Source organism: Gymnodinialimonas sp. (genome assembly GCF_059726805.1).
The window spans coordinates 1,321,046-1,334,984 of the sequence record NZ_AP041059.1 but is presented as its reverse complement, the minus strand read 5'-3'; the positions used below and the strand labels follow the sequence as shown (position 1 = coordinate 1,334,984).

General features: G+C 64.5%; 16 protein-coding genes. 8 read left to right on the top strand and 8 right to left on the bottom strand.

Features of this window, described 5'->3' with window-relative positions; genetic code table 11:
• Nucleotides 1-153: 153 nt before the first annotated feature.
• Both AC6I9R_RS06650 and AC6I9R_RS06645 read left to right on the top strand, forming a co-directional pair.
• Nucleotides 154-861 (top strand): hypothetical protein, encoded by a 708-nt coding sequence (locus AC6I9R_RS06650; RefSeq protein ID WP_497863078.1) that lies wholly within the window; start codon nucleotides 154-156, stop codon nucleotides 859-861.
• An 81-nt stretch (nucleotides 862-942) separates the two neighbouring features.
• Entirely contained in the window at nucleotides 943-2,928 is a 1,986-nt protein-coding gene (locus AC6I9R_RS06645; protein WP_461428040.1) for a cation:proton antiporter domain-containing protein, read from the top strand.
• 17 nt (nucleotides 2,929-2,945) lie between these two features.
• On the opposite strand, the gene AC6I9R_RS06640 is transcribed toward AC6I9R_RS06645, so the two are convergent.
• Both AC6I9R_RS06640 and AC6I9R_RS06635 read right to left on the bottom strand, forming a co-directional pair.
• Complete coding sequence (locus AC6I9R_RS06640) at nucleotides 2,946-3,197, bottom strand: DUF1150 family protein (RefSeq protein WP_461428039.1); 252 nt, start codon at nucleotides 3,195-3,197, stop codon at nucleotides 2,946-2,948.
• Nucleotides 3,194-3,679, bottom strand: coding sequence for an Hsp20 family protein (locus AC6I9R_RS06635; RefSeq protein ID WP_461428038.1), 486 nt, complete (start codon nucleotides 3,677-3,679; stop codon nucleotides 3,194-3,196). The genes AC6I9R_RS06640 and AC6I9R_RS06635 overlap by 4 nt, the downstream gene beginning before the upstream one ends.
• 174 nt (nucleotides 3,680-3,853) lie before the next feature.
• Here AC6I9R_RS06635 and AC6I9R_RS06630 point away from each other — a divergent pair, with 174 nt between their 5' ends.
• From AC6I9R_RS06630 to AC6I9R_RS06620, 3 genes are read left to right on the top strand one after another with little or no spacing between them, the layout of a single operon-like run.
• The gene (locus AC6I9R_RS06630; protein ID WP_461428037.1) at nucleotides 3,854-4,072 is read left to right on the top strand and encodes a YdcH family protein; all 219 of its coding nucleotides are present in this window, start codon (nucleotides 3,854-3,856) and stop codon (nucleotides 4,070-4,072) included.
• Nucleotides 4,073-4,129: 57 nt separating this feature from the next.
• Complete coding sequence (gene purE / locus AC6I9R_RS06625) at nucleotides 4,130-4,612, top strand: 5-(carboxyamino)imidazole ribonucleotide mutase (RefSeq protein WP_461428036.1); 483 nt, start codon at nucleotides 4,130-4,132, stop codon at nucleotides 4,610-4,612.
• Nucleotides 4,605-5,669 carry a 5-(carboxyamino)imidazole ribonucleotide synthase gene (locus AC6I9R_RS06620; RefSeq protein ID WP_461428035.1) on the top strand — a complete coding sequence of 355 codons (1,065 nt, stop codon included), beginning with the start codon at nucleotides 4,605-4,607 and terminating at the stop codon, nucleotides 5,667-5,669. Before purE ends, AC6I9R_RS06620 begins: the two co-directional genes overlap by 8 nt.
• Nucleotides 5,670-5,891: 222 nt before the next feature.
• Here AC6I9R_RS06620 and AC6I9R_RS06615 read toward each other — a convergent pair whose 3' ends face one another.
• The gene (locus AC6I9R_RS06615; protein ID WP_461428034.1) at nucleotides 5,892-6,617 is read right to left on the bottom strand and encodes an alpha/beta hydrolase; all 726 of its coding nucleotides are present in this window, start codon (nucleotides 6,615-6,617) and stop codon (nucleotides 5,892-5,894) included.
• A 75-nt stretch (nucleotides 6,618-6,692) separates the two neighbouring features.
• Here AC6I9R_RS06615 and AC6I9R_RS06610 point away from each other — a divergent pair, with 75 nt between their 5' ends.
• Nucleotides 6,693-7,160 carry an NUDIX domain-containing protein gene (locus AC6I9R_RS06610; RefSeq protein ID WP_461428033.1) on the top strand — a complete coding sequence of 156 codons (468 nt, stop codon included), beginning with the start codon at nucleotides 6,693-6,695 and terminating at the stop codon, nucleotides 7,158-7,160.
• Nucleotides 7,161-7,166: 6 nt separating this feature from the next.
• Here AC6I9R_RS06610 and AC6I9R_RS06605 read toward each other — a convergent pair whose 3' ends face one another.
• From AC6I9R_RS06605 to groES, 5 genes are all read right to left on the bottom strand, one after another.
• Complete coding sequence (locus AC6I9R_RS06605; RefSeq protein ID WP_461428032.1) at nucleotides 7,167-8,024, bottom strand: DMT family transporter; 858 nt, start codon at nucleotides 8,022-8,024, stop codon at nucleotides 7,167-7,169.
• Nucleotide 8,025: 1 nt separating this feature from the next.
• Nucleotides 8,026-9,165 (bottom strand): alpha-D-ribose 1-methylphosphonate 5-triphosphate diphosphatase, encoded by a 1,140-nt coding sequence (locus tag AC6I9R_RS06600; RefSeq protein ID WP_461428031.1) that lies wholly within the window; start codon nucleotides 9,163-9,165, stop codon nucleotides 8,026-8,028.
• Between the two features lie 73 nt (nucleotides 9,166-9,238).
• Nucleotides 9,239-9,850, bottom strand: a complete 612-nt coding sequence (locus AC6I9R_RS06595; RefSeq protein ID WP_461428030.1) for an MBT domain-containing protein — start codon at nucleotides 9,848-9,850, stop codon at nucleotides 9,239-9,241.
• 297 nt (nucleotides 9,851-10,147) lie between these two features.
• Nucleotides 10,148-11,791: a chaperonin GroEL gene (gene groL, locus AC6I9R_RS06590; RefSeq protein ID WP_461428185.1), complete on the bottom strand. Its 1,644-nt coding sequence runs from the start codon at nucleotides 11,789-11,791 to the stop codon at nucleotides 10,148-10,150.
• Nucleotides 11,792-11,835: 44 nt separating this feature from the next.
• Nucleotides 11,836-12,123, bottom strand: a complete 288-nt coding sequence (gene groES, locus AC6I9R_RS06585; protein ID WP_219004130.1) for a co-chaperone GroES — start codon at nucleotides 12,121-12,123, stop codon at nucleotides 11,836-11,838.
• A 248-nt stretch (nucleotides 12,124-12,371) separates the two neighbouring features.
• Between groES and AC6I9R_RS06580 the strand changes: the two genes are divergently transcribed.
• Both AC6I9R_RS06580 and AC6I9R_RS06575 read left to right on the top strand, forming a co-directional pair.
• The gene (locus AC6I9R_RS06580) at nucleotides 12,372-13,295 is read left to right on the top strand and encodes a manganese-dependent inorganic pyrophosphatase (RefSeq protein ID WP_461428029.1); all 924 of its coding nucleotides are present in this window, start codon (nucleotides 12,372-12,374) and stop codon (nucleotides 13,293-13,295) included.
• Between the two features lie 85 nt (nucleotides 13,296-13,380).
• Nucleotides 13,381-13,902, top strand: coding sequence for a hypothetical protein (locus tag AC6I9R_RS06575; RefSeq protein ID WP_461428028.1), 522 nt, complete (start codon nucleotides 13,381-13,383; stop codon nucleotides 13,900-13,902).
• Nucleotides 13,903-13,939: the final 37 nt, after the last annotated feature.

Sequence of the window (13,939 nt, the reverse complement as noted above, 5' to 3'; positions counted from 1 at the left end):
CGCGGGCTTGGGGGGAGCGGGGGTTCTCTTTGACCTTTGCGCGGGAGCGTGCTTGGGCGGGGAAACCTGTATTTTCAGGCTGCGGGCGGCGGGGGTAGGTTGTTTGTAACGTTTCTTTTTCGCATTCAAGGCGACTTTGCCATGCCCATTCGATTGTCCTCTGTTATTCTTCCCTCGCTTTTCGTGGCGGCGCTTTCGGCGTGTCAAGTGTCCGCGCCCGTTGGAGCGGTTCAGGGGCAGGAGATGTTGGAGACTTGCGTGGCGCAGGCTTGCGAGACGCTGAACCTGGATGGGATGGGGTTGCGCGATTATGGGCAGATCAACGGGCTGTCCCATGTGACGTCGCTGATGCTCAGCTACACCACCTTCGACGATCTGAGCGATATTGCGGGCCTGGGGCAGTTGGAGGAGCTGCACATGGGCTCCACCCAGGTGCGTGATCTGGGCGGGTTGGCCGCATTCCCGGATCTGCGTCTGTTGCACGCGCAATTCTTGCCCGACCAGAGCCACGCGCCGATCGCGCAGTTGCAGGGGTTGCGAGAGCTGGCGGTGGGGTCTTCGACCTTCGACGATCTGTCTTTCGTGGCGGACATGCCGGGGCTGCAGCGGCTTTTGGTGGTCAATTCCACCGCTGACATGGATCTGGCCGCCCTTGGCCGCCATCCGGGTCTGCGCATAGTGGAATTGCGCGCGTCGGACGGGTTGGAACTGGCGCCTTTGTTGGCGCTGCCGAACCTGCGGGAGGTCGCGCTGAGCACGACCTCGCCCGACATTGGCCCGGCGCAAACGCAGGTCATCGCGCAGTTGCGCGCGCGCGGCGTGACGGTGGCGTTGGAAGAGATCCTGCTGCCGGTTTGTTAAGAGCCGTGTTCTGACGCGCCCCCTTGCGCTTCGTCGCACAAACGCGTTCCCTGAAGTCAGACACGACCCGGGACCGGCGCCATGACAGATTTCCTCCTCCTCTCCTTCATCTTCCTGATCGCAGGCGTGATCGCCGTGCCGATTGCGAGCCGGTTGGGCCTGGGCTCGGTCCTGGGCTACCTCATCGCGGGCATCGCGATTTCGCCGCTGCTGGCGGTGCTGGGGGTCGATGTGATCTCGATCCAGCATTTCGCCGAGTTCGGCGTGGTGATGATGCTGTTCCTGGTGGGATTGGAGCTGCAGCCCAAGTCCCTGTGGGACATGCGCGGGCAGCTGATCGGGCTTGGCGGCGGGCAGGTTGCCCTGACCGCGCTTGCGGTCATGGCCGTGGCGATGGTGTTGGGCCCAAGCTGGCAGGTCAGCCTGGCCATCGGCATGGTTTTCGCGCTGTCGTCTACGGCGATCGTGCTGCAAACCCTTGGTGAGAAAGGACTTTTGAAGTCCGATGGCGGGCAAGGCAGCTTCTCGGTCCTGTTGAGCCAGGACATCGCGGTGATCCCGATGCTAGCGCTTCTGCCGTTGCTGGCGATGGCGCCGGACATGGCGGACGTGGGGGTGGAGGCGGCCCATGGCACGGGCACCCACGCCGAGGAGATCTTGGACGACGGCCATGGTGGCGGCGCGGAGGCGGCACATGGCGACGAGGACGCGGGTGATCACGGGGGCGATCATGGCGGGGGCCATGGCGAGGCCATGAGCCTGACGGCGGGTCTGAACGGGTGGCAGACCGCGCTGGTGACCCTGGGCGCGGTGGGTTTCGTGGTTGTCGGCGGCTCGCTTCTGACCGGGCCGCTCTTTCGCTTCATCGCGGCCGCCAACCTGCGCGAGTTGTTTACCGCCACCGCCCTGATGATGGTCATCGGCATCGCGCTTTTGATGTCGCTGGTGGGCCTGTCGCCGGCGCTTGGCACCTTCCTGGCGGGGGTTGTTCTGGCGAACTCTGCCTACCGGCACGAGCTGGAGTCGGACATAGACCCGTTCCGGGGCCTACTGCTTGGCCTCTTCTTCATGACGGTGGGGGCGGGCGTGAACTTCACGCTGCTTGGCGAGAACCTCGCCATGGTGCTGGCGATGACCCTGGGCCTCATGGCGCTCAAGGCGGTGATCCTGATCGGGCTGGCCTATGTGTTCCACATCAAGGGCGCCGACAAATGGTTGATGGCGCTGAGCCTGGCGCAGGCGGGCGAGTTTGGCTTCGTGCTGCTGTCGTTCACCGTTGCCAATAACGTGCTGCCCCCGGCGCTGTCGGATCTGCTGTTGCTGGTCGTGGCGCTATCGATGCTGCTGACGCCCGCGCTGTTCATCGTCTACGACCGGTTCATCGCGCCGCGCTACACGGCGGCCGAGGCGCGGGACGCCGATGATTTGCCCGACGACGCCAAGATCATCATCGCGGGCGCGGGCCGTGTGGGCGGGTTGATTGACCGCATCCTGCGCGCGGCGGGCCACGAGACGACGGTGATCGACTATAACTCGCGCCGGTTGGATATCATGGCGAAATTCGGGGTGAAGAACTACTTCGGCGACGCCACCCGGCCCGATCTTCTGGCCGCCGCGGGGCTGGGAGAGGCGAAGGTGCTGATCGTGGCGATTGATGACCGCGAGAGCATCAGCCAGATCGTGGAATACGCCCACAAGACCTACCCGAACCTGCACATCATCGCCCGCGCCACGGACCGGGACCACGTCTACGACCTCTGGTTCCACGGCTGCCGAGACATCATCCGGGAGACCTATGACAGCACGCTGCGCATGGGCCGCTCGGCGTTCCAAGCCCTGGGTCTGGAGCCCGAGGCGGCGCAGGAGATGGTGGATGCCTTCAACGCGCATGACCGCCGCGCGATGATCGCCGTGGCGTCGGTTCACAAGATGGGCGTCGCGCCCCATGAGAACCCGGAATACATGGCCAAGGTGGCGGAGATCCGGGACGATCTGGTGAACGATGTGCGCGCCGACATGGACGCGATCCGCGAGGGCCGCCCCCGGCCAGAGCCGGACGCGGGTTAAAGGCTAAAGCCGAGGCGTCAGTGGACGCTGAGGGGCTGCATGTCGTTCTGGCGCGCCACGACAAAGGCCAGTTCCCGGTCGCGCACAAGGGCCAGTTGCTGGCCGTCCTCGCCACCGATGGCATAAAGCGTCGTCAGGCCCTGCGCCTGGGCCTGCACCTCTTTGGGCAGATCATCGACCGCAACCTTGCGGATATAGACGATCTTCTGCTCCGCCGAGTGCGGCGCCGTGTCTGGCTTGAAAGTGGCGTCTGAATTGGACTGCGTCATGTGCTTTCACCTCCGGTTTGCGGGTGCGCTGCGGGGACAGCGTCGGTCTGGATCTTGCCCGATTTCGCCGGGCCGCTCTGGATCTTGATGGTCTGCACGACACTGTCGGGCACCACACGGGTCAGATCGACGTGGAGAAGGCCATTCTCCATCTCGGCACCTGCCACATCCACCCCGTCGGCCAGCACGAACGAGCGCTGGAACTGCCGCGTCGCGATCCCGCGATGCAGGAACACACGGTCTGCGCCCGCGTCGCCCTGCTTGCCTCGGATCACCAACTGGCGGTCCTCTACGGTGATCGACAGATCATCCTCGGCAAAGCCAGCCACGGCCAGCGTGATGCGGTAGGCGTTGTCGCCCCGCTGTTCGATGTTATAGGGCGGGTAGCCCTCATTTCCAGATTTGGCGGTGCGCTCCACCAGCCGTTCCAGCTGGTCAAAACCCAGAAGATAGGGGTGCGAGGCAAGGGTCAGTTTCGTCATCGGCGGCACATCCTTAGGGCAAGCGATCTGCAGGTTACGCAAAGCCCCCCGCATTCGGCAGGGCCTCGTGAGTGAAATATGGGGGCGCGGGCGCTGGTCTGCAAGGCTTGGAGGCTTGGAGTGCCCCGGCAATGGCGCTAGGCTAGGGGCGCTGGAATCGGGGACCTACCGCCAATGAATGCGCCATCAGAGATGAGCCACGAAGACGTCCTGCGGGTGAAGCTAGAGGTCTTGAAACGCGAGCACCGCGATCTGGATGCCGCCATCGACGCCCTGCAAGAGGCCGTGAACCCCGATCAACTGACCCTCAAGCGGCTCAAGACCCAAAAGTTGAAGCTGAAAGACGCTATTGCCCGCATCGAGGATGAGCTGACCCCTGATATCATCGCTTGAGGCCGGGTCGCACACACGTATAGTGCGCCTTCCTTCAGGGCCAACGGCGGAGAAATCATGGTTCAAGTCGCAATCATCATGGGCTCTCAATCCGATTGGCCCACCCTGCGCGAGGCAGCGGATATCCTCGACGCCCTGGGGGTGGCCTATGAGGCCAAGATCGTCTCGGCCCATCGCACGCCGGACCGTCTGTGGGATTTCGGCAAAGGCGCGGTCGACGCGGGGCTGAAAGCGATCATCGCAGGCGCAGGCGGCGCGGCACATTTGCCCGGCATGGTGGCGTCAAAGACCCGCGTGCCGGTGATCGGCGTGCCGGTGCAGACCAAGGCGCTTTCGGGCGTCGACAGCCTCTATTCCATCGTGCAGATGCCCAAGGGCTACCCCGTCGCCACGATGGCCATCGGGGCGGCGGGTGCGGCGAATGCGGGCCTGATGGCCGCCGCGATCCTGGCCAATGAAGACCCCGCTCTGGCCGCCCGGCTGGAGCAATGGCGCGCGGATCTGACCGCGTCGATCCCCGAGGTGCCCACTGATGACTAATCCCCTTCCGGCGGGCAGCACCGTGGGCATCCTGGGCGGCGGCCAATTGGGCCGGATGCTGGCCATGGCCGCGGCAAACCTGGGCTACAAAACCCATATCTTCGAGCCCGGCGCCGCCCCCGCCGCCGATGTCGCGGCAGCCTGGACGCAGGCAGGCTACGACGATCTGGACGCGCTGCGGGCATTTGCAGAGGCCTGCGATGTGATCACGTTTGAGTTCGAGAATATCCCCGCCGACGCGCTCGACGTAATCGCGGCGACCACACCGCTTTTCCCCGACCGCCGGGCGCTGGAGACCAGCCAGGACCGCCTGATCGAAAAGGCCTTCCTGCGCGACCTGGGCCTGAAAACCGCGCCCTATGCGCCGGTCAACGGCGACATCCAAGAGGTGCTGGCCACCAGCGGCGTGCCCGCGATCCTCAAGACCCGGCGCTTTGGCTATGACGGCAAGGGCCAGGCCCGCGTGAGGGACCTGTCCGAGGCGGAAGGCGCCTTGGCGGCGCTGCAAGGCGCGCCTGCCATCGCGGAGGGGTTCGTTGATTTCTCGATGGAAATCAGCGTGATCGCGGCGCGCGGGCAAGACGGCTCGGTCGCCGCCTTCGATCCCGGGCAAAACGTCCATAAGGACGGTATCCTCGATACAACGACCGTGCCGGCCCAGGTCCCCGCCCCTCTTCGGACCGATGCGGTCCTCATCGCATCACAGATTTTGAATGCGCTGGATTACGTTGGTGTCCTCGGCGTCGAGCTGTTCGTCACGCCCCTGGGCCTGATCGTCAACGAGATCGCGCCGCGGGTGCACAACTCTGGCCATTGGACCCAGGCGGGCTGCGCCGTGGACCAGTTCGAGCAACACATCCGCGCCGTCACCGGCTGGCCCTTGGGCGATGGCAGCAGGCACGCAAATGTCACGATGGAAAACCTGATCGGCGACGCGTTCCACCGCGCCCCCGCCCTGGCAGCCGAGCCAGGCGTGCAGGTCCACCTCTACGGCAAATCCGAGACCCGCCCGGGCCGCAAAATGGGCCATATCAACCGCGTCACAGGCACGCCCTAGAGGCCCCTCTCCCCGGCCCGGCTCCCTTTCATCTTGCCAAATACAACTCAATCCCGCCCCAGCCAAACGCACAGACGCCGCCAAAAAGGTCACCGCCGTATCCATCACCGGGGGGAGCGCGAGGGGGGGGTGCCCCCCTCGCCCCCGCGACGGGCGCGCAGCGCACGGCGCAAACACTAAAAGCGGCTGACGGGCGCGAAGCGCACGGCGCAATCCCAATCCCTACTCGATCAAATCCCCAATCGCTTCGATCACGCTCAGGTCGTGATCAAACGCGCCGCGCTCCAGGAACGCCTCCACCTGCGCCATGACCAGCGGGCTGTTCATCATGAACGTATGGGTGACGGGCAGCACGATGTGATCGGCCATCCCCTCCACCACCGTGCGGTCCACGCCGACCTTGCCGTCATCGGGCCCCGGGATCAGGGCGGAGTAAAACGGGTTCAGCGTCCGGTTGCCCGCGATCACCCCCAGATCAAAATCAACGTCGCCCAAGCGGTTCACCAGATCGCTGGGATCCGTGCCCAACTGCAACCCCGCCGGGCCGTTGAGCCACTCGAACGGCTCCAGCGATTCGAACACATCCACTAGCTCTGACCCGCCATTGGGTGGCGCCATCATCACCACCCGGCCCAGGAACGGCGTCGGATGCTCGCCCAACCAATAGCGCGCCAGGATGCCGCCCATGGAGTGGGTGACGAAATGCACCCGCTGCAACCCGCAGCGCGCCAGCGCGGGCGGGATCGTTTCGTCGGCGAGGTTGGCGATGGTGGCCACGGTCGAGGGATAGGTCTCATTCTCCACCTGATAGCCCAGGGCCTCTAGCCGCTCTTCCATCAGATAAAGCGACGCATCGCTGCGCGCCAAGCCGTGCAGCAGCACCACGCAATCGGCCCGTACCGGGGCGGCCACAATCACAAAAATCAAACAGGTCATGAAAAATCGCATGGACCATAGATAGGCGATCGGCGGCCCTCAGACGAGGGCCTTGCCAGCGCCGCGCCGTAACGTCAGGTTCGGCCCATGTCCAATCCCAAATCCAATTCATCGGGCCGCCCGATCCGCACCGCCGTCCGCGGCATCCTGATGGTCGAAAACCGCCTTTTGTTGGTGAACGCCTGGCCCGAAGCCAAATCTGATCTGATGTGCGCGCCCGGCGGCGGGGCAGAGCCACACAGCTCGCTTGAAGATAACCTCAAGCGGGAATTTCATGAGGAAACCGGCCTCGACATCGCCGTCGGCGCGCCCTGCCTGATCAACGAGTTCCACGATCCCAAGCGCGATTTCCACCAGGTCGACGTCTATTTCCGCGTCACGCTTATTGCAGGCGACCCGCTGCAGGACTGGACCGACCCCGAGGGCATTGTCACCAAACGCCGACTTGTGGCCCGCGAGGAGATGGCGCGCATCCGTGTGAAGCCCGACAGTCTGGAGCGGATCGCCTGGGACGGCGGGATTTTCTATGACGTGCTGGAGCCGACGCTGCGCTGAAAACGCTTATGCAGCACGGCGGTGGAACAGGCCCAACCCGTAGGCAATCCCGCCCAGTGTCACGGCCCCTGCCCCGATCATGCGCCAGGTGATCACCTCGTTCAGCAAAGCCACCCCGGCCGCCATCGCGATGATCGGCACGGTCAGCTGCAACAGCGCCGATGTCGTCCCGCCCAGGCGCGGCAGGACCGCGTACCACAGCGCGTAGCCGAGGCCCGAGGTAATCGCCCCGGCCACAACCGCCAAGACGATCCCCAGGGCCGTCGTTTCCACCCCGTCGGTCTGAACCGGCCGCGCCATCGTCAGAAGCAAAAGCGGCGGCACCGACCAGACGAAATTCGCCCCGGTCTCGGCCAGCGGATCGGTCGCCGCGCGCCCGGCGAGGGAGTAGATGCCCCAACCCACCGCCGCCGCCAGCATGGCGAGGACCGCGATCATCGGCAGCGCGGCGGGCCCGGTGGGCCAGCTGAGCCAGGCCAGACCCAAAAGGGCCATGCCCGCCCCGATCCAGCGTCTAAGCGGCGGACGCTCTCCGCCCCAGAGAGACCCTGCAAACATCGTCACCTGCACGCCGCCAAACAGGATCAACGCGCCAAGGCCTGCATCCATTTGCACGTAAGCAATTGAGAACCCGATCAAATAGACCGTCAGGCTGCCCGCCCCGACAATCCTTGCGGGCGCCAGAAGCGGCAAACCCCGGCGCCGCGCCAGAACCAAGGCGGCCAGCATGACGGCGCCTGCGACGGCGCGCACGAAGGCAAAAAGGATCGCATCAATCTGTTCGCCGCCGACGGCCATGCGGTTGAGGATCGAGTTCGACGCGAAGGCCACCAGCACGACGCAGACCAGAAACACAAACCGCATGCTATCCCACCATCCTCTCGGCAAATGTGCCTGTCAGATGGGTGACGCGACCGGCGCAAAACACGCCCTCGATCCGGCGCGTGGCCTCCGACATCACCACCAGATCAGCCCGCAAACCCGGGCGCAACCGGCCCCGGTCCTGCCAGCCCATCACATCTGCGGGACCCGACGAGATCAGGCCCCAGGCGCGGGGCAAATCCATGCCACCGTCCCAGAGCTTCAGCGCCGCGCGGTGCGGCGACGGGTAGTGGTAGTCTGACACCAGAGCACTGACGAGACCGTCCGAGATCAGTGCTGCCGCCGAGACTTTCTTGTCGTGGGATCCGCCGCGCACGACGTTGGGCGCGCCCATGATCACCGCCTCGCCCGCCGTATGGGCCGCATGGGCGGCGGCGTGGGTCTCGGGGAATTCCGCGATGTCCGCGCCAAGGGCCCGGTGGCGGGCACGGTGGTCGGCGGTTTGATCATCGTGGCTGCCAAGGCGCACGCCTTGTGCGCGGAGGTCTTTGGTCAGCACTGCCAGCGCCTGATGGGCGGCGGGCATGTCGGCGTGCAGGCGCTTTAGAAGCGCGTGGTGCGCGTCGGGGGAGCGCCCGGATTTCAACGCTTGCCCCGTCAGGCGCGGCGGGCGCTTCCCGGCGGCGAGGGCTGCGTGGGGCAGGTGATCATTCAGCACGACGTAGCGCATATTCTCCCGCGTGATCAGCGCCTTGGCCCGGTCGAATTGATCGGCCAGCGACACCTCCAACCGCAGTTGGATGTGAAGATCCGCGGCCGCGTCATAGGCGTTTACGGCCGCCGCCAAGGCCTCGGCGAAATCGGGGCCGCGCATGCCGCCTTCCCAGGAAAAGAACTGGGCCAGCATCGCGGTGGTGATGCCATTGGCGGCCAGCTCGGCCTCGACCGCGCGCAGGCCAAGGTCCGGGTCCGTCTGCGCGCCCCGACGCGGTGCCATGTGATGCTCGAACCCGTCGCCGTGCAGGTCGATGATGCCAGGCAGGATGAGGTAGCCGGAGGCGTCGATGCGGCGCGGCGCGTTTTGCATAAGGCGCGGTCCGTCAAAACACAGATCACCGGGCACGAGCCCGGCATCGGTGAGGATCTTTGCGCCAGCAAAGTGGAGGGCCAAGGGGGCAGACATGGGCCGGAAGGTGTCAGGCGAGGGGCCGAAAGAAAAGGGCGGACCGCAGCCCGCCCCCGCTGGCGCGCCGGGCCTAGTTTGCGCCGCGCAGGCGGGCGGGCGCGACCCATTCGTTCCAGCTGGCGTCCCAGCCCTCATAGGTCACCAGGCATTCGCCTGCCGCGTTGGGGCCTTCAAGGACCGCGCCGTCCCACCAGCTGTCGTTCCACTGGATCTCCAGCACCGCGCCGACCGGGCAGCTGGCGCTTGCAGGTGCCGCGACTTCAACGGGGGCGATGCGATCCGGGGCGACCCACTCGTTCCAGCTGGCGTCCCAGCCGTCATAGGTCACGAAACAGGCGCCCTCGGCATTGGGGCCTTCCAGGATCGTGCCCGCCCAGAGGCTGCCGTTCCATTCGATCTGACGCGAGGCGCCGGTGGGGCAGGCCGAGGGCACAGGCGTCGCTGCGACGATATTGGCGATGCGCGAGGGCGCGACCCATTCGTTCCAGGTCTCGTCCCAGCCGTCATAGCTGACGAGGCAGTGCCCCTGGGCGTCCGGGCCTTCCAGGACCACGCCGGGAAAGTCCGAGCCGTTCCACTCAATCTCCACCGCTTTGGCGATGGGGCAGGCCAGGGCGGGAATGGCGAGGAACAGGGATAAGACACAGGCGGTCAGGCCGAGGCGCGCCGCGGATGATGTCATGTGCATAGCATTCTCCTATCGCAACAGGGGTTGGATGCTATGGAGGCGTGCTGCCCCGTCAAGTCTCGATTCCCCGCCTTGACGGGGGTTGGAGATGACAAAGGCCCCGCGTGGGGGCCTTTGCGTGTTCTTTGCGGTTGACCCTCTCGAGACCTTTTCTTTCAGAAAAGACCCTGTCGGGCTCGCGCAAATTCGCATAAGCGAATTTGCTGCTGGCTTAACCTCTCGTGACAAAGGCCCCACTAGGGGGCCTTTGCACTTCCGTCTTCGCACGAATTTCCGAAAGAAATTCGTTGCTTACATCATGCCGCCCATGCCGCCCATGTCGGGCATGCCGCCACCGGCGGGTGCGCCTTCTTTGGCGGGCTTGTCGGCAACCATGGCTTCCGTGGTGATCAGCAGGCCAGCGACCGAGGCCGCGTCCTGCAGAGCGGTGCGGACAACCTTCGCGGGGTCAATCACGCCGAACTTGAACATGTCGCCATATTCTTCGGTCTGCGCGTTGAAGCCGAACGACTTGTCGTCGGATTCGCGGATCTTGCCGGCCACGACCGAGCCGTCGACGCCGGAGTTCTCGGCGATCTGGCGCAGCGGGGCTTCCAGCGCGCGGCGCACGATGGCGATACCCGCGTTCTGATCCGCGTTCACGCCGGTCATGCCTTCCAGGGCCTTGCCGCCTTGGACCAGCGCAACACCACCGCCCACAACGATGCCCTCTTGGACAGCGGCGCGGGTTGCGTTGAGCGCGTCGTCGACGCGGTCCTTGCGCTCTTTCACTTCGATCTCGGACATGCCGCCGACCTTGATCACGGCAACACCGCCTGCCAGCTTGGCAACACGCTCTTGCAGCTTCTCACGGTCGTAATCGGAGGTGGATTCTTCGATCTGCTGACGGATCTGGGCGACGCGCGCTTCGATCTCGGACTTGTTGCCCGCGCCGTCGATGACGGTGGTCTCGTCCTTGGTGATGGTGATGCGCTTGGCGGTGCCGAGCATATCCATCGTCACCGACTCCAGCTTCATGCCGAGGTCTTCTGCGATGACCTGACCGCCGGTCAGGATCGCGATGTCCTGCAGCATCGCCTTGCGACGATCACCGAAGCCAGGCGCCTTGACGGCAGCGATCTTCAGGCCACCGCGCAGCTTGTTGACGACGAGCGTGGCCAGAGCCTCACCTTCGACGTCTTCGGCGATGATCAGAAGCGGCTTGCCGGACTGGATGACAGTTTCGAGCAGCGGAACCATCGGCTGCAGCGACGAGAGCTTCTTCTCGTGCAGCAGGACCATGCAGTCCTCCAGCTCGGCGATCATCTTGTCGGGGTTGGTCACGAAGTAGGGCGACAGGTAGCCGCGGTCGAACTGCATGCCTTCGACAACATCGGTCTCGGTCTCGAGGCCTTTGTTCTCTTCGACAGTGATCACACCGTCGTTGCCGACTTTCTGCATCGCATCCGCGATCTGGCGGCCGATTTCAGCTTCGCCGTTGGCGGAGATGGTGCCGACCTGGGCGACTTCGTCGCTGTCTGCGACTTCACGGGCAGAGGCCTGGATGTCTTCGATCACCTTGGACACGGCCATGTCGATGCCGCGCTTGAGGTCCATGGGGTTCATGCCAGCCGCGACGGACTTCATGCCCTCTTTGACGATGGCCTGGGCCAGAACGGTCGCGGTGGTGGTGCCGTCGCCGGCTTCGTCATTGGTGCGGGAAGCAACTTCCTTCACCATCTGTGCGCCCATGTTCTCGAACTTGTCCTCAAGCTCGATCTCTTTGGCGACAGACACACCGTCCTTGGTGATGCGCGGGGCGCCGAAGGACTTGTCGATGACAACGTTACGGCCTTTGGGGCCAAGCGTGACTTTGACCGCATCGGCGAGGGTGTTCACACCCTTCAGCATACGATTGCGGGCGTCGGTATCAAAACGGACGTCTTTTGCCATGATGGCGTCTCCTTAAAATTAGAGGGAATTATCAGGGATCGGCGGGATCAGGTGATGATGCCCAGGATGTCCGATTCCTTCATCATCAGAAGCTCTTCGCCGTCGAGCGTCACTTCCGTGCCGGACCATTTGCCGAACAGGATGCGGTCGCCGGTTTTCACGGTCATCTCGATCAGCTCGCCGGAGTCCTTACGGGCGCCGTCGCCGCAGGCAACAACTTCGCCCTCAGAGGGCTTTTCTTTCGCGCTTTCAGGGATGATCAGACCGCCAGCGGTCTTTTCCTCGGATTCAACTCGGCGAACCAACACGCGGTCTTGCAGCGGTTTCAATGCCATTTTTGGCCTCTCCTCTATCCGGTTAGGGACTGTCTCTCTGTTGTATTGGCACTCACCTGGTGCGAGTGCCAACGACGCGGAGATAGGCAGGCCCGCGAGCCGAGTCAAGGTGCAACCCCGCCTTCTTCCCTTCGGCGATTTCCGCACGCCCCGGAAAACCGCCCCCGGCCCCGTGACAACGCCCAGGCGCAGAGCTAGAAGGACGGCAAATTCAAACCTTCCCGCCCATAACTTGCAAGGTATGCCCCATGACCACATTGGTTTTCGGCCACAAGTCCCCTGACACAGATTCCACCGGCTCACCGCTCATCTGGGCGTGGTATCTGAGCGAGATCAAAGGCACGCCCGCCGAGGCGGTTTTGTTGGGCGAGCCCAACACCGAAGCCGCTTTCGTGCTGGAACGTTGGGACCTGCCCAAGCCCCGCATCATCGACGCGGTCGATGCCGGGCAACCCGTTGTCATCGTTGACACAAACAACCCGTCCGAGCTGCCCGACACGATCAATGACGCCGATATTCAAGCAATCATCGACCACCACAAACTGGTCGGCGGGCTGGAAACGAAAGGCCCCATCGAGATCCGGATGGAGCCCTTGGCCTGTACCGCCACGATCATGCACAAGATGATCGGCAGTGATCTGGGCAAGGCGCCCACGGCGATCAAGGGCGCGATGCTGAGCTGCATCGTGTCGGACACGTTGGAGTTCCGCTCACCCACCACAACGGATGAGGACCGCGCGGTGGCCGAAGCACTGGCGGCGGACCTGGGCATCGACATCGCCGATTACGCGGCTGAGATGTTCGCCGCGAAGTCCGATGTTTCCAGCTTCACGGACGCGGAACTTCTGCGCATGGACAGCAAGACCTATGAGGTCGGCGGCAAAACCTTCCGCGTGTCGGTCCTCGAGACGACCTCCCCCGCCACGGTGCTGTCGCGCAAGGACAGCCTGATGGAGACGATGCCGACGGTCGCGACTGAGGACGGCGCCGACCAGGTGCTGTTATTCGTGATCGACATCCTCAACGAGGAGGCCACGCTGCTGGTGCCCAACGACCTGGTGAAATCCGTGGCCGAGAAGAGCTTTTCCACCGTCGCGGGCGACGGCGACCTGCTGGTTCTGCCCGGCGTTGTCAGCCGCAAAAAGCAGATCATCCCGAACCTGGCGGTCTAAGGCCTGGGGGCAAGGCGGGTTTCCCTCGCCTTGCTTGCCGCCCGGCCCGGTGCGATGCTGCCTTTTCACGCCGCCGGAGGTTCCCATGCGCATCCTTTCCACGATCCTGGTCCTTGCCGCCATGGCGCAGGCCGCCCTGGCCGACACCTATTGGCCCGGCCCTGACGATATTGTCACGCCCCATGCCACCGGTCTGCACCTGACCAGCGCCGACGGCACGTTGCGCGAAGGCCTGCCCTTCGGCACCCCGTTTCACACCACGATGCACACCCTTGTGGCGATCTTCGGCCACGACTTGACCGTGGCCTTCCCGCAGGAATGCGGCGCAGGGCCCTTGGTTTCGGTCCATGTGCCGGGCCGGATTAACCTTGTATTTCAAGAGGATCAGCTTGCGGGCTGGATGATGATCGGCGACAGCAGCCTGCGCACCGGATCCGGGTTAGGCATCGGCAGCCCCCGCGCGGCGTTGGCCACTGAGGGTGCGGTGGAGTTCTATGACGGCAGCATTGGCACCGAGTTTGGCGCCGGGGATTTGTTTGGCCTGCTGTCCGAGGATGGCGCGCGCGTTCTGGGAATCTGGTCAGGGGCCACCTGCATTTTCCGCTAAACCGCCGCGAGGTCTGGCGACCTGCGGGCACATGGCA